This is a genomic window from Rhodanobacter sp. UC4448_H15 (assembly GCF_052978265.1).
This window is the reverse complement of sequence record NZ_CM129665.1, coordinates 897,223-914,258: the sequence shown is the minus strand read 5'-3', so window position 1 is coordinate 914,258 and position 17,036 is coordinate 897,223. Positions and strand designations below refer to the sequence as shown.

The following is a 17,036-nucleotide window of genomic DNA, read 5'->3' as shown; positions in this document are numbered from 1 at the left end:
TGGTTTCCTCAAGACTGGATCTGGCCGGCCATCTGCTGCAGCTGGATGACCACGAACTCGGCGGGCTTGAGCGGCGCGAAGCCGACCACGATGTTGACGATGCCGAGGTTGATGTCGTTCTGCGTGGTGGTTTCCTTGTCGCACTTCACGAAGTACGCGTCGTTCGGCGTCTTGCCCTGGAACGCGCCCTGGCGGAACAGGTTCTGCATGAAGGCGCCCACGTTGAGGCGGATCTGCGACCACAGCGGTTCGTCGTTCGGCTCGAACACCACCCACTGGGTGCCGCGATACAGGCTCTCCTCGATGAACAGTGCGGTGCGCCGCACCGGCACGTACTTCCACTCCGAGCCGCGTTCGTCGTTGCCCTGCAGGGTGCGTGCGCCCCACACCACGGTGCCGTAGACCGGGAAGTTGCGGATGCAGTTGATCGCCCGCGGATTGAGCACGCCGTTCTCGCCATCGGTGAGCACGGTGCCGACGCCGAGCGCGCCGGTCACGCTGGCCTCGCTGCCGGCGGGCGCCTTCCACACGCCGCGCGCTGCGTCGGTGCGCGCGTAGATGCCGGCCACGAAGCCGCTGGGCGGGAACGCGCGCGGCCGGTTTTGCTGCAGCGGATCGGCGGCGATGATCCACGGGTAGTAGAACGCGGCGTTGATCGCGTCGTCGCCGGTGATGTCGCCGGGGCCGTCCTTCTGCGTGTCGAAGGTGGTGCCATCGGCGCTGTCGGCGATCAGGAACGCGCGGCGATCGCGGCAGAATTTCTGCAAGGCGGAGATCGTGCCGGTACCGGTTTCGCCGGGCACGCACAGCAGGTTGAACAGGTCGACGCGATCGAGCTGGTACAGACCACCGGTGCCGGACAGCGGCAGCAGCGCGGTCTCGAACGCGGGGTCGTTCGGCGCCAGCACCGTGCCGTCGGCGCCGCCGGCCAGCTTCGCGCCGTCGGGAATGTTGCCGGCCGCGGTATCCGCGGGCGGATCGGTGGCTCCACCCTGCACCGCAGCCGTGACGTAGGCGGACTGCGCGGCCAGCACGCTGGTGACGAAGCGGGCGTCGTCGGCCTTCATCGACAGGTTGTCGAACGTCTCCACCGCCACGCCGGCAGGGTCGAGCTGCCAGTTCACCACGCTCAGGCGGAACCGGCTGGCGTCGAAGCTCGACTTCCGGATGACCACGGCGAAGTCGTTGGCCCAGAGACCTTCGCTGCTCGCGGCAAGCAGCAGCTTGCCGTCGAGGGTGACCTTGGCCGCCTTCGCGCTGGCGTCGACCAGGCGCACGATGTAAGCCTGCTGGCCGCCGTTGGCGAAGAACTGGTTGACCGCGTAGTCGAGCAGGCTGCGGCTGTCGATGCCGCCGAACTGGCGCGCGAAGTCGGCGTAGCCGAGCACCAGGGCGGCGCGCCCGGTCGGCCCGCGCGGCGCCCAGCCGGCGAACGCCGCGATCGACGTGGCCACCCCCGTGATGGTGCGCACGCCGCTGGGAATTTCCTCGATGTAGACGCCCGGATAGGTGAGCGCAGATGGCATGGGATCGGTCCTCCGAAAGTGAAAACCCCTGTGGCGATCAATGCGGCGGCGGTCGCCGGTGCTCGTTCAACGCGTACAACACCTCGCCATCGGGGAGCCGGTCGCGATGCAGCAGGCCCTCCGCCACCAGCGCCGACAGCACCTGCTCGATGCGCTGGCGGCTGTTCTCGTAGCGCTGCTGCGGCAACCACCAGTTGACGACGCCGCGCAAGGTGTCTGCCGCGCGCGGGTGATCCTGCAGATACGCCAGCACCGAATGGCGAATCTCGTCGTCATCGCTTGCCGGGGACCCGCTAGTCGAGGGCTTGGTCATGGCGACATCCCGCATCTGCGTCGACTCTGGCAACGAGTGTGCCAGTGGCCGCCGGCGTGAAAACGGCATGGCGCCGGGCCGCGGCCCCGCCGGCGGCGCTGCGACCGGGTCAGGACTGACCCGGCCCCGAGGCGCAGCGCGAACGATTGCACCCGGTTTGCCCGGTTGCTTCTCCCGCGCCGCTTGCCACGGGGCAGACGCGGCGCAGGCTTCGGACTGGTGCGGAGGGCGGGCACGGCGCGTTCAATGGGCTGTGCCGAAACCGGCGAAGTATTTCTTGAACGCGCCGATCTCCATCGCGAACACGCCATCGGTGGTCTTCAGCGTGATTGGCCGCCACCAGCTCACGTCGTACATCGAGATGGTGGCGTCCAGCACGCTGGCGGTGGCCTCGGCGTTGCCCCAGGGGTTGCGCAGCACGATCCAGCGCCGGCACCGGGCGTACGCCCAGCCGAGCACGGTGTAGCAGTGCGAGCCCACCACATGGGCGCTGGCGTAGTCGACATGGTCGGGCGCCGCATCGCCGGTCGAGTAAGTCCACGCCGTCATCGGATTGAAGGTGCGATACGACAGGCAGTTGGAGCGCAGCAGTTGCCACAGCTCGTCGGCGCTGTGGTCGGCGGTGTTGTAGTAGTGACGCGTGCCGCCGTTGAGTTGGGCGGTGGCCCACACGCAATCGCCCCAGGCGGTCTGGGTGATGTCGGGCATGTCGGTGGCGGTGCCGGTCTTGAGCTTGGCGTAGGCCTTCTCGTAGATGGCCGGCCAGCTCTCGCCGCTTTCGCTGGAGCGGCAGTAGATCGGGTAGCCGCCCGCGGTCAACGGCACCGCTTCGGTCACCTGGATCGCGCGGTCCAGGGTGCCACCGGAGTCGGGCTCGCAGAAACTGATCTGGTCGTTGAACTGCGCCTGGCTGGGGCCGGTGGCGCGGGTCTGGTGCGCCAGCCGGAACGGCGTGGCCCAGGCCACCGCCGACAGCGCCGCGATGTAATAGCAATTGGCCACGGCGCCCTGCACCGGATCGAAGAACTCGGCAGTCTCGTTGAAGAAGTCGCCCGATGCGGCCCAGTGCGCGCCCGGCGGCGTCCAGCCAGTGACGGCCAGTTGCTTGACGAGATGGGTGTCGACGGTGATCGCACGCACCACGTCGGCGGACAGCGCGTTGCCCAGCTGCAAGTCGCGCAGCGCCGGCGGCAATCGCAGCACCACTTGCAGTCGCGCGAAGCGCGACAGGTCGGCGCACAGGATCGGCCAATCCAGGATGGATTTCAGCGCGCCCGCCCTGGCCAGCGCGGCCAGCGTGGCGTACTGGTCGACGCTCTCCAGGCCACCGCCGGTGGCGTCGTTGCCTTCGCCGCGCGGTGGCAGGTCGAGCAGCGGCGAGCGCTGCGGCACCAGCTTGAGGTTCGCGTCCAGTGCCATGCCGATGTAGAGCGGGCCGCCGAACTTGGGATCGAACAGCTCCTCGTAGGGCGTGGCCAGCACCTGTTCCAGCACGCGGGGCACATCGGGAACCTCGCTCCACGGAATCGGCTGGCCGGCGACCAGCTCGGCCAGTGCGTAGGGGTTGATCACCGCGCAGTTCTGCCCTTGTCCCCCGCTGGCCGCGGCGGTGCGCGCACGGGCCGATGCCGACCGCGCAGGGGGTCGGCTGGATGCGGTTTTCGACTTGCTGGTTTTCGACGTTGCCATCTCGTTCTCCCCGGCCAGGTGGCGCGCCTTGCGCGGCCCGGAAGCCACGATCGCGACGCGGGGCCGGCTCGGCGGGATTCGTCACCTCCCCGCGGCGCCAGTCCATCGCTGGACTGGCAACAGGCATGCCATGGAACGGAGGACGAAAAATGGCGCGGCAGGTGGGCGCGAACGATTCCGCGGCTCGATGCCGGGGCAGTGCTGACCCGTTCCGCGCGCGCCATGGGTAACGGCGCACCCGCGGCCGCGGCGGCCTCGGAAATTCACTGGCGGGTGCGGAAAGCCTTGATGCCGATGCCGTGCTTGACCAGCAGCTTGCCGAGCTGGCGACGCTCGGTGCCGGACAGCCGCGCGGCGGCGCTGATGTTGCCGCTGGCACGTTGCATCAGCTGCACCAGGTAGTCGTGCTCGAACTGGTGGATCGCACGGGTCTTGGCCACGCGGAAGCCGAGCTCCGGTTCGTTAGCCCGCCGCCGCGGCTGCGGTCGCGGACCGATGAAGGCCGGATCTGCTGCGGCCAGCGCGGTCAGGCCGACGATGGCGTCGTCGCTGCACATGTAGGCACGCAGCGCGACGTTGTCCAGCTCGCGCACGTTGCCCGGCCAGGCATGTGCCTGCAGCGCCGCCATCGCCGGCTCGCTCCAGTGCTTGAAGGGGCCGTGCAGGCGAATCGCCACCGCGTGCAGGAAATGCTGCGCCAACAGGGCAACGTCTCCCTCGCGCTCGCGCAGCGGCGGCAACTGCAGGTACAGCGCATTGAGCCGGTACTGCAGATCCCGCCGGAAGCGGCCGGCTTCCACCTGCCGTGCCAGGCAGCTGTTGGTGGCGGCGATGATGCGCGCATCCGAAGTGCGCATGGCACCGCCGCCGACCGGGCGGTACTCGCTGTCCTGCAGGAAGCGCAGCAAGGTCACCTGGCCCTTGGCCGAGAGCGCATCGACCTCATCCAGGAACAGGGTGCCGCCGCGCGCATGGTCGACCAGGCCGGGCTGGGCCACCTTGGCGTCGGTGAAGGCGCCGCGGCCATGGCCGAACAGTTCGCTCTCGATCAGGCTGTCGGGGATGGCGCCGCAATTGACCGGCACGAAGGGAAAATCCCGGCGAGCGCTGGCGTAGTGGATTTCGCGCGCGGCGACTTCCTTGCCGGTGCCGGTTTCGCCCTCGATCAGCACCTGCACGTCGCAGGCGGCAAAGCGCTGCAACTGCGCGCGCACCGCGACGATTGCCTGGGATTGGCCGATCATGATCGGCATCATCAGCTCCCGAAGTCGACCTCAAGAAAACCCCGCCGCGCCGTGATCGGCGTGCCTAGGAATCCCCCTGGCTTCCTTCCCGTCCGGCCTGGCGCCGCCGGATCGGAGCAACGGTCGCAGTATGCGCAGCCGGCGGCTGTAGTTCAAGAACGCGTCTGCTGCCATCCGCGGGAGGCCAAGGATGTAGGCGGCGACCTACGATCACCTGATACACGATGCCCGCACGGGGGATGCGGCAACCCGTCACGGAATCCGATTCGGCGATCACCGGGGTGCTGGCGTATCCTTGCAGGTTGACCGCCGCGCGCTTCGCGCCCCGCTGCATGGCCGCGGCCACGACCTCCTGCAACCCGACGGCCGGCGCCCTGCGCCGCCGATCACCCGGACGAGAAACCCCCTGATGGTGGCCATGGCAACCGAGCACGTGATCGACGTGCAGCACTGGAACGACACGCTGTTCAGCTTCCGCACCACCCGCGACCCCGGCTTCCGCTTCGACAGCGGCCAGTTCGTGATGATCGGCCTGGAGGCGGAAACCCGCCCGCTGATGCGCGCCTATTCCATCGCCAGCGCCAGCTGGGAGGAACACCTGGAGTTCTTCTCGATCAAGGTCGCCGACGGCCCGCTGACCTCGCGCCTGCAGCACCTCAAGCCCGGCGACCCGCTGATCGTCACGCGCAAGCCCACCGGCACGCTGGTGCTCGGCGACCTCAAGCCCGGCCGCAACCTGTACCTGCTCGGCACCGGCACCGGCCTGGCACCGTTCCTCAGCATCATTCGCGACCCGCACACCTACGAGCGCTTCGACCGGATCGTGCTGGCCCACGGCGTGCGCCGCATCGACGATCTCGCCTACGCGCACTACCTGGAGCACGAGCTGCCGCAGCACGAATACCTGGGCGAGCTGGTACGCGAGAAGCTGATCTACTACCCCACCGTCACGCGCGAGCCGTTCCGCCACCACGGCCGCATCACCGATGCGATCGTCGACGGCGCGCTGAGCGCGGCCACCGGGCTGCCGCCGCTCAACCCGGAAACCGACCGCGTGATGCTGTGCGGCAGCCCGGCCATGCTCGACGACCTCAGCACCCTGCTCGACGGCCGCGGTTTCGAAGCTTCGCCGCGCACGCGCGAGCCGGGCGATTACGTGGTCGAACGCGCCTTCGTCGAGAAATAGCTGCGGGAGCGCACCCTGTGCGCAACCTGGTCGTCACGTAAAAGCAAGCATCGCGCACACGGTGCGTTCCTGCAGTTCGCCGATGACCGGCCACGGCCGCGAATGGTGCGAACGACGCGCGGTTGCATGCCATAGTGTCCCCACCCCCATGGCCGTGCGGCCGTGACTCCCGCGTGACCGCGCCAACGGAAGCCCGCCATGGAAATCGCCCTCTACATCCTCGCCGCCCTGCTGATGCTCGGCGGTCTGGCCGGCTCGGTGTTGCCGGTGCTGCCGGGCATTCCGATGGTGTTCGGCGGGATCTGGCTGGCGGCGGCGGTGGATGGCTACCGCCATCTCGGGCTGTGGTGGCTGCTGGCCATCGGCGCGATCGGCGCGGTCGGGGTGGTCGTCGATTTCGTCGCCAGCGCGCTGGGCGCCAAGCGCGTCGGCGCCAGCCGGCGCGCGTTGTGGGGCGCCGGCATCGGCACCGTGGTGGGCATGTTCTTCGGCATCCCCGGCCTGGTCCTGGGGCCGTTCGCGGGGGCGCTGCTGGGCGAGTTGTCCTCGGGCAACAGCGTGCTGCGCGCGACCCACGTGGGCGTGGGTACCTGGCTCGGGCTCCTGTTCGGCACGCTGCTCAAGCTGGTGCTGTCGTTCCTGATGGTCGGCCTGTTCGGCCTGGCCATGCTGCTGGGCTGAACACGCCTCTCAGCGCTGCGGGCCGGGGATCACGTACAGCAACACCGCAAGGAAATGCAGCACGCTGCCGGTCAGCACGAACAGGTGCCAGAGCGCGTGGTGGAACGGCAGCCGCCGCCACAGGTAGAACGGCACGCCCAGCGTATAGGCCAGCCCGCCGGCCACCAGCAGCGCGGTGCCGCCGGCCTGCAGGTGTTCGCTGAGCGGCTTGAACGCGACCATCCCGATCCAGCCCATGCCCACGTACAGCAGCACCGCCAGCTTGTGGTAGCGCTTGAGCAGGCCCAGCTCCAGCGCGCTGCCGGCCAGCGCCAGCGCCCATACCGCCGCGAACAGGCTCCAGCCCCATGTGGCCGGCAGGGCGATCAGGGTAAACGGCGTGTAGGTGCCGGCGATCAGCACGTAGATCGCGATGTGGTCGAGTGCGCGCAGGGTGGGCTTGGCACCCGCCGCGGGGATCGAGTGGTAGAGCGTGGAGGCGGTGTACAGCAGCACCAGCGATGCGCCGAACACCGCGCAGGCGACCACCGCCACTGCATTGCCGTGCAGCGCCGCGAACGCGACCAGGGTGGCCAGCCCGGCGATGCTGAGCACGATGCCCAGCCCGTGGATGATGCTGCTGGCCAGCTCATCGCCGAAGCTGTAGCTGGGAATGACTGCGCCGGACGTGGCGGACATCGGAAACCTCCGGTGGCGCGGGGTGCGCCGACACACCTTGATCGCGCACGTGCGCCCCTGCATGCCTTGGCACAGGGTCGCACGCGCGGTGTCGCTATTCGATGATGAACGCGCCGAACGCCACGCCGAGGTTCCAGCCCTCGCCCTTGCCGCTGAGCGCCAGCGAGACATTGCCCTTGGTCAGCACCTGCGCCGCCGCCGACTTCTCCGCGCCTGCGTGCGCCACCGCTTCGGCATAGTGGCCCAGCACGTCGCGCACGTTGCTGACGCCAGTGAACTTGCCGATGCCGTCGGTGATCTTCGTCTTGCCGAAGGTCAGCCCGCCGCCCTTGGCGCGCAGCTTCACCTGCAGGCTCTGGCCGTTGCTGCAACGGACCGTGCCGGTGCCCCTGGCAGTCTTGTAGAACACCGACCAGCCGGACAGCTGGAACGTCATCTTGCACGAGATGTCGCCCGCCCGCGCCGTCGATACCGACAGCATCGACGCCGCCGCCAGCAGACCCGCGGCCCACCAGATGTTCATGCGCATGTCTTGGCTCCCGTGGAATCGGCCCGTCGCCGCGGGACGATTGTCGCAGAGGTTGCGCCCGATGCCACCTGCGTCGTTCGCCGATCGCCGTACGCGAGGCCTGGCGGCAGATGGACGTCCAGCCGTCCACTTGCGCGCGTCGGCGCAACAGGCATAGGCTGCAGGCGCGACAGCACGATCCCCCGGCGCGAGCCGCGTGACTGCCGCTCCCGCCATGCAGCCAGGAGGTCGTCATGTCTTCCATCAGCCTGCCGCTTGCCCAAGCCCGCCCGGAACCCGCCCGCATCGCCGCGCTCAGTGCGGCCATCGCACTGAACCTTGCCGTGATCCTGATCGCCGCACGGCCGCTGCCGGTGTCGCTGCCGACCCTGCCCCGACTCGTCCCGCCGCCGGCGCTGGTGCGCCTGATATCGCCGTCCCCGCAGCCGCCGGCACCGCCGCCGGTGGAACTCAAGCCGCTGCCGCAGGCGCTGCCCACGCCGCAGGTGATGCCGCATCCGGCGGTGGCCCGTGTACCGTCGATGCCGGTCGCCGACGGCCAGCTCGCCGCGCCCGTGCAAGACGCGGCGCCGGCTGCGGCAACGGACAGCGGCACCCCGGCACCCGTCGCCGCGGTCGAAGCCAGCCTCGCCTACCTGGCCCACCCCATCACTTACCCGGCGCATGCCTTGCGCGGGCATCTGGAGGGTACGGTGGTGCTGCGCGTCCTGGTGGACGAGACCGGCAAGCCGCTCGAAGTCGGCGTGCTGCGCAGCAGCGGCCACGCGGAACTCGACCGCAGCGCCCGCGAGCAGGTCCTGGCGCACTGGCGCTTCCAGCCGGCCATCGTAAACGGGCACGCGACGCGCGCCTGGGCCAGCGTGCCGGTCACGTTCACCCTGCGCGGCTGACCGCGGCGGCCGGTTTTCACGATCTCTCTGAGCGTAGCCGCGCCGGATCGGTTGAGAGGAAAACGGAAAAACCTGCGATAACGGGCGTGGGTGGCACGCGCCGGATTTCCACGGACCACTCCGAGCCTGGCCGGATCGATTGGGGAGCCCGTCGCCCCGGCCGGCTTACGCCACTTTAACCGGGCGCATGATCCACTGGCGCCCCTTTATCCTGCTGGGAGGCCCGCATGGGCAGACCACGGCGAACCTTGAAGCTGTTGCGCGAGATCGCGCTGGAGCACGCAAGCGTGGCGCACCCGGACCTGGCTTCGATGGCACGCGAGCTGGGGCAGCTGGTGCACCGCGACAACGCGGCGATCGCTGCGCGGCTGGCGCGCCTGCCGCGGCGCGGGCAGGGCCTCGGTCGCTGGCAGCTGGCGCAGCGCAACCAGCCGCCGGTCAGCATGCTGGTGATGGCGTGGCCGGCAAACCATTGCACGCCGGTGCACGATCATGCCGGCCTGTGGGGGCTGGAGCTGGCCCTGGTCGGTGCGCTGGAAGTGCAGTCGTGGCGCCGCGACCCGGGCTCGGGCACCTTGCGCGCGCTGGGCCGCGACTGGCTCGGCCCCGGCGACGGCATCTGGTTCGAGGGCGACCCCAATCACGTGCACCGCTGCCGCAATCTGTCCCAGCACGAGACCGCGCTCACCCTGCACGTCTACGGCGGCGAACTGAACCACTATCAGGCATACGAGCAGACCGCACCCGCCGGGCCGTGGACCGCGCGGGCCACCGACTGCGCCGTGGCCGGGCACTGGCCGGCCTGACCGACGCCACGCCAGGGGAACAGGAAAACCGCATGTTTCGACGGGTCGCCATCATCGGCGGCGGCGCCGCGGCCGCCAGCCTGCTCAGTGAGCTGCTGGAGCGCGAGCCGCCGCAACCGCTGCAACTGGACTGGTTCACCGGTGCCGGCGAATCGGTGCGCGGCGTGGCCTACGGCACTGGCTCGGAGCGCCACCTGCTGAACGTGCGCGCCGCGTCGATGGGCATGTTCGCCGGCAAGCCGCAGGGCTTCCTGGATTTCGTGCAGCGCGACGACCCGGCGATCGGCGGCACCGATTTCCTGCCGCGCCGGCGCTACGGCGACTACCTGGAGGCCGAGGTGGCCCGCGCACTGCAGCAGGGCATGGCGCGCGGCCATCATCACGTCAACGTGGTGCCGTTCGAGGTCGATGCGCTGGTGCCCGAACGCGACGGCGTCACCGTGATCCACGGCGAACGCAGCCATCGCGCCGATGCCGCCGTGCTGGCGCTGGGTGCACTGCCGCCGCAGCCGCTGAAGGGCGTGAGCGCGGCCGCGCTGGACAGCGGTCGCTACATCGTCGACCCGTGGCCCTGGCTGGCGCAGCTCGACGCGGTGCCGCCACCGCGTACCGTGGCGGTGATCGGCCTGGGGCTCACCGCGGTCGACGTGTTGCTGGAACTCTCCGCGCGCTGGCCACACACCACCTTCGTCGCCACCTCGCGCCATGGCCTGCTGCCCGAGGCGCACCTGGCCCATGCCGGCACGCCTGCCGGCGACAGCGCCGAGCTGGTGGATGCCATGCGCGACGGACCGGAGATCCGCCGCTGGATGCACCTGTTGCGGGAGGCGATCGCGCCGCATGGCATCGAGTGGCGCACTGTCGTCGACAGTCTGCGCCCACACCTGCCGGACCTGTGGGGCGAGCTGCCGCCCGAGCAGCGCGCGCGCTTCATGCGGCATGCCCGCTGGGCGTGGGAACGTGCGCGCCACCGCATGCCGCCGCAGGTGCACGAGGCCATCGTCGCGCTCGAACAGCAAGGTCGCCTGCAGCGCCGACGCGGCCGCCTGCAGGCCGCTGAGCCAAGCGGTCAGGGCCTGCAGTTGCAGTTCCGGCACGCCGGGCACAGCGAGGTACAGCACGCCGACCTGGCGATCCAGACCACCGGGCTGGCCACCGACGTGCGGCACAGCCGTCATCGACTGGTGCGCCAGTTGCTCACCAATGCCCACGTCACCGGCGATCCGCTCGGCCTCGGCCTGGTGGCCAGCCGCGATGGCCGCCTGCATCATGACGGCCAGCCGTGGCCGCACCTGTTCGCCATCGGCAGCCTGCTGCGCGGCACCTTGTGGGAATCCACCGCGATGCCGGAAATCCGCCAGCAGGCCCGCAACCTGGCCGACCAGATCCTGGCCGGCTGAACCGGCGCGGCCGTCACCATGACTGCCAGCGTCCTCACCGCCTGCATCGTCGCACTGCATCTGCTCGGCGCGCTGTCGGCCTTGCACGCGATCCGCCACGCACGCACGCCGCAGGGTGCGATCGGCTGGATGCTGGGCCTGTTGCTGCTGCCGTACGTGACCTTGCTGCCCTATCTCTACCTGGGCTCCAGCCGGTTCTTCGGCTACCACGCCGGCCACGGCGCGCCGACATCGCAGCCGGTGACGGCGAACACGGAAGCCGCGACCGTCGAGCCGGCCTGCGCACGCTTCGCCGCGATCAGCGCGCTGCAGCGGCGGCCGTTCCGCAGCGGCCATCGCCTGCGCCTGCTGATCGACGGCGAAGGCACCTTCGCGGCGATGCTGGCCGCGATGGCAACGGCCGAGCATTGTCTGCTGGTGCAGTTTTTCGTGATCCACGACGACGCGCTGGGCCGGCGCCTGCAGCAGGTGCTGCTGCAGCGCGCGGCCGCCGGCGTGCAAGTGTGCGTGCTGTTCGACGGCGTCGGCAGCCATGCGCTGCCGCGCCGCTACGTGCAGGCGCTGCGCGAGGGCGGCGTGGCGATCCACCGCTTCGCCACGCATCGCCTGCGCAACCGCTTCCAGCTCAACTTCCGCAACCATCGCAAGATCGTGGTGGTCGACGGCGCACGCGGCTTCGTCGGCGGCCTCAACGCCGGCGATGAATACCTGGGCCGCAAGCCGCCGCTGTCGCCGTGGCGCGACACCATGCTGGAACTGTGCGGGCCGGCGGTGGCCGACCTGCAGCAGGTGTTCGCCGACGACTGGCAATGGATCACCGGGCAACTGCCGCCGCTGCTGGACGCACCGCAGGACGAAGGCCGCGCCAGCGCGCTGGTGGTCGCAGCCGGGCCCGCCGACCGCCTGGAAACCGGCTCGCTGTTCTTCACCGCGGCGATCCACGCCGCACGCCGGCGACTGTGGCTGAGCACGCCGTACTTCGTGCCCGACCACGCGGTGCGCGCGGCATTGCAGCTGGCGGTGCTGCGCGGGGTCGATGTGCGCGTGCTGATCCCGTCGCGACCGGATCACCACACCGTGTTCCTCGCCTCCACCCTGCACGCCTACCACGCGGTGCGCGCCGGCATCGGCATGTTCCGCTACCAGCCGGGCTTCCTGCACCAGAAGGCGCTGCTGATCGATGACGATGCCGCCGCGATCGGCAGCCTGAATCTGGACAGCCGCTCGTTCCGACTCAACTTCGAAGTCGGCGCGCTGGTCGTCGACGGGGCGTTCGCCGGCGAAGTCGAAGCGATGCTGCGCACGGACTTCAGTCGTGCCGTGGCGATCGACGAGCGCGAGTATCGCGACGCGTCGTATCTTCGCCGCGTCGCGATGCACGTGGCGCGGCTGTTCGATCCGTTGCTGTAGGAGCGGCTGCAGCGTCGCGCGACCGGAAAAAGAAGCCGGCACATCCTGTGCCGGCTTAGCCTCGGGGAAAGTCTCCGGGCCGGGTGGCCTGTCGCGGCAACCCGCGCTTGACGTGCATTTCGTACCGTGAGTGTCGGGAGCGCCTTTCCATGGGCTCCCGAGGAGTGTCCGACGCGCCGGGCCTGTCGATACCGCCAAGCCATGCTGCCGGCGCCACGCGCGGTCAGAAGTCGTAACTGACGCCAAGGCGCACGTAACGAGGCTGGGACTGGGATACTGCCATGCGGTAGGTGGTGTATTCGCCACCGGTCGCGCCGTAGAACGGGTCGGTCTGCGTGGTTACCCGATTGTTGAGCAAGTTGTAGACCATCACGTTGAAGCCCAGCTTCTTGTCGGCCCACAAGGGTCGGTATTCGGCGCTCAGGCTGACGGTGTACTGCCACGGGTTGTGGCCGGCGTCGCCCGGTCGCGACACCTTGCCGGCACACCAGTGGTAATAGGCGCCGTAGCCAAGTCCCGGGTTGGTCTCGTCCAGGCCGTACATGCCAAGACAACTGCGCGGCGCACCGGAAATGATGGCCAGGTTGCCGGACAACATCCACTCAGGCGTCAGCTGGTAGGAGCCATACGCCTTGATCTGATGGCGACGACTGTTGGAGAGTTCGCCGTTGGCGTACTCCATGACCTGCGCATAATCCCAGTCCACCGTGGCGGATACGTCCACCTGACCGATATCCGAACGCACCTGGCCCTCGCTGTTGCCGTAGCTGCGCGAGAACAGGTAGTCAACTTTGCCGAACCACTTGCCGTCAAACGGATGCTCGAGGAACAACTCCAGTCCGTAGTAATGATGACCAGGCTGCTGCCGCCGGCCGACGCAAACGCGTTGACATCATGGATGGCGGCGGCCGCCACGCTCATGCGCAGCGAAGCCGACGGATTGCGCTCCGGGCGACCGTAGTCGGTGTACAGGTGAGCCTTCGACGACGATTGCGGCGGGCGCCCGCTCGGCTTGAGTGGGCGGGCCTGCTGATGCCGTACCGTCGGCAACAAGCTGGTGGTGCGCAAGGCAGTCGCGGCGGGTGCCGGTGCCTTTTTCCGGGCCTTTGTCGGTGCCGCATAGCGCGGCAGACTGCATCCGGGCGTCAACAGCGACAGGCTGGCGCATCGCGGACGCGATTTGCGTGCGCAAGTATTCATGTTCCCCTCCAGCAAAGGCCCCCCGTGGCCTGGTTCATCACGCATTGGATGCGCATGGAGTGCGCTCCCGACGCACCGACGAACCGAGCGCCATGCTACGAGTCAACCATGCTGTCGCTCTAGGCGATCCTGGCCAGGACTGGCGCTGAAGTCGGCATGAAATTCTCCCGGACGGCGATGCGATGGCGCTGGCGTCGCGCACCGGCGCACGGAGGCGACTCCCGGATGACGAGTGCCATCGGCGCGTCGATCACTTGCAAATCGGGTGCAGCCGACGGCTTGAGTTCACCGCGCGAGAGCGAGGCTCGCCATCCGGAGAAAGACGGTCAACTCGCCATCACGTCCGTGCGTCGCTGCCGCCACGGCTGCGTCGATCCCCACCGCACGATGCGTACCCCACGCCGATGCCCAGCGACACGCCGAGCAACTCGCACAGCACGCGCAGGCCGAGGTGCTCCGGATCGTGCATGCCGGCCAGCACCGCTTGCAGCAGGGCGATCGACTGCAGGTTGGCGTAGTTGAGATAGAACATGTCCCACAGGTCGCCGCTGACGGTGAGCACGCAGGCCAGCAGGAACGCCCAGCCGATCTTGCGCGCAGCGCTCCAGCCGCGGCGTCGGCCCAGCCAGTGCAGCGCCAGGAACAGCAGTAGCCCGGCCGCTGCCGAGATCGCGCCGGCCTGCAGGCCGCCGACGATGCCACTGCCCATCCATGATTGGTCGTAATGCACTGCGCTGCCCCTTCGGGATGCCGCGCGCGTGTCCGCCTGCCGCGCGCGCACGCTAGACTGCCGCTCCACCTGTCCGGAGCAGTCTGCATGACTCACGCCGTTTCCGCCACGACGGCCCTGATCGTGGTCGACGTGCAGCCCGACTTCATGCCCGGCGGAGCGCTGGCCTGCCACGACGGCGACGCGATCATCGACGGCATCGACGCGCTGCTGCGCGCGCGCCGCTTTCGCCATGTGGTGGCCACGCAGGACTGGCATCCGCGCGGCCACGCGTCGTTCGCCAGCTCGCATCCGGGCCGTGCGCCGTTCGACGAGATCACCCTGCATGGCCAGCCGCAGACCCTGTGGCCGGATCACTGCGTGCAGGGCACGGCGGGCGCCGCGCTGCATCCGCAGGTGGACTGGTCGGCGCTGGACGCGGTGATCCGCAAGGGCAGCGACCCGGGCGTGGATTCCTACAGCGGCTTTCGCGAAAACCACGGCCCGCAAGGCACGCGCCCCGGCACCGGCCTGGCCGGCTGGCTGCGCGAGCGCGGCGTGGACGAGGTGGTGGTGTGCGGACTGGCGCGCGACGTGTGCGTGCTGTGGACCGCGCAGGACGCCGTGGCGCTGGGCTTTCGCGCGCGCATGCTGTGGGAGCTCACCCGCCCGGTCACCCCGGCCAGCGACGAAGCCACCCGCGCCGCGTTGCTCGCGCAGGACATCGACGCCCTGTAGGAGCGCCCTGTGCGCGATGCTCTTCCCACGGATTCGGGATTCGCAAGAGCATCGCGTGCGGAGCGCGCTGGCATGAAGTTCGCTCAGGCGTCGTTCTCGCCGCGGGCGCGCACCGCGATCGCGCCGTCGTCGTCCACGTCCACCGTCAGCGTGATCGGGCGGCAGCATACCTGGCAGTCCTCGATGTATTGCTGGCTGGGGATCGATGCGTCGAGCAGGATTTCGACGGGTTCGCCGCAGTACGGGCAGTCGATGGTGTGGGGCGTGAGCATGGCGTGTCTCCGCGGATGGCCGGGCCAGTGAAGCACGGCTCCGGGTGACGCGATCGTCAAGCGTGGCGCAACGACCACGCCTGCGGCAGGCCGATCCAGAACAGCGCGTCGCGCTTGCAGCGCGGGGCCAGCTTCAGCAACTCGTTGTCCTTGCTGACCAGCCAGCGCGCACCCGCCGCCTGTGCCAGTTCCAGGAATTTCTGATCGTCCGGATCCCCGCAGCGCGGAAGCGGCATCTCGGGCGACGCCGTGGCCTGATCGTCGGGCAGGCAGTGCACCAGGGCATCGAACGCGGCCTCGACGCCGGGCCGTGCTTCGGCGGTGAGCGGCACCTGCGGATAGTGCAGCACGCGCAGCCATTCGGCGCGGCAGTCGGCGCGCGTCACCGCCTGGATGCGGCCCTCGTGCATCGCCACGTGCAGCGCGGCGGACTGCGCATCGTGGAACAGGAAGATGTCCAGGCACACGTTGGTGTCGAGCACCACACGGGGCACATTCGGGAATGCGGCGATCATCGGCACATGATGCGGCAAGCGGGTCACGCGATGCACGTGATGCCTCCCCCGCGGCACGGACGAGCGGGCTCCGGCTGCGCATGCGGTCGCGGCGACGACCACCGCCGCGACCGCATGTTCCGTCCCGCCGACGCAGGGTTCAGTGCGTGCCGTGTCCGTGGTGATCGTGGGACCGGCCGCGCCCGTGGTGCTCGTCGTGGCCGCGTCCCCACGTCAACCTGACGCGCGTGCTGACGTAGACATCGCCCGGGTCGGCCGGCACCTGGGCGAAGTGCTTGCGGCCGAAGTACAAGCGGGTGCCGTCGCTGGACAGCGTGGCGCGGGTTTCCGCGCCGTCCGCCGTGTTGACCGCGGGATTCTCGATCCGGCCGCGCACCGTCCATGGCGAAGCGGTGTTCGGGCGCGTGGCGTACCAGATGTCCTGGTTGCGCGGATCGGCGCTGGCCCGGTTGCTGCTGAACACGATTTCCAGCCCGTCCCTGCGCACGTTGGGCATCAGGTCGGCGGCATCGGTACTCAGCTCGGCCACGCGCACGCCGGGCCCGAAGCTGCCGTCGGCACGCTGGCGGCTCATGTAGATGTCATGGCCCTTGCTGTCCGGATAACCATCGCTGGAGAAGTACAGGAAGGTACCCTGGGCGGTTTTCACTACCGACGGGCTGTATTCCGAACCCTTGGTGTTCGGGCCACCGTCCGCATAGCCGCCCAGATCCACCGGCGTCGCCCAGCCGTGCGCGGGATTCTCGCGGGTCAGAAAGATGTCGCCGGCCGGCGGGCTGCCGGGCGGCGGCGGCGGCATCGCCTTGCAGCCGGTGCAATCCTCGGCGTTCTGCCGCGAGCTGACGAACAGCAGCCACTTGCCGGGCAACGGCGTGGGACAGTAGTCGGCGGCCGTGGGCGAATTCGCCGGTGCGCCGAGGTTGGTGACGTGGTCCCAGCTGCGCATCGCGACATTCCACGTTGCGCGCCAGTTGTCCAGGCCGCCATTGCGGGTGGACATGAAGTACAGGTTGTCCCCGTCCGGCGACTCGATCGGACAGCCTTCGGCGGCCGCGGTGTTGATGCCGGGCGCAAGCTGCGCGTTGCTCCACGCGCCGTAGTGCTGCGCGTAGACATTGGCGGACAGGATGGCGGCGATGGCCAGTGCGCACTGTGGGTACTTGCGGTTCATGGGTCTCTCCTTGCATGGGTGTGGACGACCGCGGAGAAAACCCTTCGCCGCGGACTGGTTGCGCCATGGCGACGCGTCG

The 17,036-nt window shown here is 69.3% G+C and carries 18 protein-coding genes; 7 read left to right on the top strand and 11 right to left on the bottom strand.

Annotated elements, in window-relative coordinates:
* Positions 1–8: 8 nt before the first annotated feature.
* From ACVCMI_RS03965 to ACVCMI_RS03950, 4 genes are all read right to left on the bottom strand, one after another.
* Complete coding sequence (locus ACVCMI_RS03965) at positions 9–1,526, bottom strand: phage tail sheath family protein (RefSeq protein WP_447097375.1); 1,518 nt, start codon at positions 1,524–1,526, stop codon at positions 9–11.
* Positions 1,527–1,563: 37 nt separating this feature from the next.
* The gene (locus tag ACVCMI_RS03960; protein WP_395116168.1) at positions 1,564–1,839 is read right to left on the bottom strand and encodes a hypothetical protein; all 276 of its coding nucleotides are present in this window, start codon (positions 1,837–1,839) and stop codon (positions 1,564–1,566) included.
* Between the two features lie 243 nt (positions 1,840–2,082).
* A complete protein-coding gene (locus ACVCMI_RS03955; protein ID WP_447097376.1) occupies positions 2,083–3,528 on the bottom strand; it encodes a C2 family cysteine protease in 1,446 nt (481 codons plus the stop codon).
* 263 nt (positions 3,529–3,791) lie between these two features.
* On the bottom strand, positions 3,792–4,772 hold the full coding sequence (locus tag ACVCMI_RS03950; protein WP_395116164.1) for a sigma 54-interacting transcriptional regulator: 981 nt from the start codon (positions 4,770–4,772) through the stop codon (positions 3,792–3,794).
* 409 nt (positions 4,773–5,181) lie between these two features.
* Here ACVCMI_RS03950 and ACVCMI_RS03945 point away from each other — a divergent pair, with 409 nt between their 5' ends.
* Both ACVCMI_RS03945 and ACVCMI_RS03940 read left to right on the top strand, forming a co-directional pair.
* Positions 5,182–5,958: a ferredoxin--NADP reductase gene (locus tag ACVCMI_RS03945; protein WP_447097377.1), complete on the top strand. Its 777-nt coding sequence runs from the start codon at positions 5,182–5,184 to the stop codon at positions 5,956–5,958.
* 198 nt (positions 5,959–6,156) lie between these two features.
* The gene (locus ACVCMI_RS03940; protein ID WP_447097378.1) at positions 6,157–6,639 is read left to right on the top strand and encodes a DUF456 domain-containing protein; all 483 of its coding nucleotides are present in this window, start codon (positions 6,157–6,159) and stop codon (positions 6,637–6,639) included.
* A gap of 9 nt (positions 6,640–6,648) precedes the next feature.
* On the opposite strand, the gene trhA is transcribed toward ACVCMI_RS03940, so the two are convergent.
* Positions 6,649–7,317, bottom strand: coding sequence for a PAQR family membrane homeostasis protein TrhA (trhA, locus tag ACVCMI_RS03935; protein WP_447097379.1), 669 nt, complete (start codon positions 7,315–7,317; stop codon positions 6,649–6,651).
* 94 nt (positions 7,318–7,411) lie between these two features.
* The gene (locus ACVCMI_RS03930; RefSeq protein ID WP_447099492.1) at positions 7,412–7,840 is read right to left on the bottom strand and encodes a hypothetical protein; all 429 of its coding nucleotides are present in this window, start codon (positions 7,838–7,840) and stop codon (positions 7,412–7,414) included.
* A 239-nt stretch (positions 7,841–8,079) separates the two neighbouring features.
* Between ACVCMI_RS03930 and ACVCMI_RS03925 the strand changes: the two genes are divergently transcribed.
* From ACVCMI_RS03925 to cls, 4 genes are all read left to right on the top strand, one after another.
* Positions 8,080–8,736, top strand: coding sequence for an energy transducer TonB (locus tag ACVCMI_RS03925; protein WP_447097380.1), 657 nt, complete (start codon positions 8,080–8,082; stop codon positions 8,734–8,736).
* A gap of 227 nt (positions 8,737–8,963) precedes the next feature.
* Positions 8,964–9,542, top strand: coding sequence for a cysteine dioxygenase (locus ACVCMI_RS03920; RefSeq protein ID WP_395116154.1), 579 nt, complete (start codon positions 8,964–8,966; stop codon positions 9,540–9,542).
* A 32-nt stretch (positions 9,543–9,574) separates the two neighbouring features.
* Positions 9,575–10,942: an FAD/NAD(P)-binding protein gene (locus tag ACVCMI_RS03915; RefSeq protein ID WP_447097381.1), complete on the top strand. Its 1,368-nt coding sequence runs from the start codon at positions 9,575–9,577 to the stop codon at positions 10,940–10,942.
* Positions 10,943–10,960: 18 nt separating this feature from the next.
* Entirely contained in the window at positions 10,961–12,352 is a 1,392-nt protein-coding gene (gene cls / locus ACVCMI_RS03910; RefSeq protein WP_447097382.1) for a cardiolipin synthase, read from the top strand.
* A 223-nt stretch (positions 12,353–12,575) separates the two neighbouring features.
* Here the strand turns inward: cls and ACVCMI_RS03905 are convergent, their stop codons facing one another.
* Positions 12,576–13,184: a hypothetical protein gene (locus ACVCMI_RS03905; RefSeq protein WP_447097383.1), complete on the bottom strand. Its 609-nt coding sequence runs from the start codon at positions 13,182–13,184 to the stop codon at positions 12,576–12,578.
* A gap of 705 nt (positions 13,185–13,889) precedes the next feature.
* Complete coding sequence (locus ACVCMI_RS03900; protein ID WP_395116120.1) at positions 13,890–14,261, bottom strand: hypothetical protein; 372 nt, start codon at positions 14,259–14,261, stop codon at positions 13,890–13,892.
* Between the two features lie 108 nt (positions 14,262–14,369).
* Here ACVCMI_RS03900 and pncA point away from each other — a divergent pair, with 108 nt between their 5' ends.
* Positions 14,370–14,999, top strand: a complete 630-nt coding sequence (gene pncA / locus ACVCMI_RS03895) for a bifunctional nicotinamidase/pyrazinamidase (protein WP_395116118.1) — start codon at positions 14,370–14,372, stop codon at positions 14,997–14,999.
* 83 nt (positions 15,000–15,082) lie between these two features.
* Here pncA and ACVCMI_RS03890 read toward each other — a convergent pair whose 3' ends face one another.
* The 3 genes from ACVCMI_RS03890 to ACVCMI_RS03880 all read right to left on the bottom strand — a co-directional run bounded on the left by ACVCMI_RS03890 (position 15,083) and on the right by ACVCMI_RS03880 (position 16,957).
* Positions 15,083–15,271 carry a CPXCG motif-containing cysteine-rich protein gene (locus ACVCMI_RS03890; RefSeq protein ID WP_395116116.1) on the bottom strand — a complete coding sequence of 63 codons (189 nt, stop codon included), beginning with the start codon at positions 15,269–15,271 and terminating at the stop codon, positions 15,083–15,085.
* 56 nt (positions 15,272–15,327) lie between these two features.
* Positions 15,328–15,786 (bottom strand): putative toxin-antitoxin system toxin component, PIN family, encoded by a 459-nt coding sequence (locus ACVCMI_RS03885; protein WP_395121324.1) that lies wholly within the window; start codon positions 15,784–15,786, stop codon positions 15,328–15,330.
* Between the two features lie 139 nt (positions 15,787–15,925).
* Complete coding sequence (locus tag ACVCMI_RS03880; RefSeq protein WP_447097384.1) at positions 15,926–16,957, bottom strand: hypothetical protein; 1,032 nt, start codon at positions 16,955–16,957, stop codon at positions 15,926–15,928.
* Positions 16,958–17,036 lie beyond the last annotated feature (79 nt).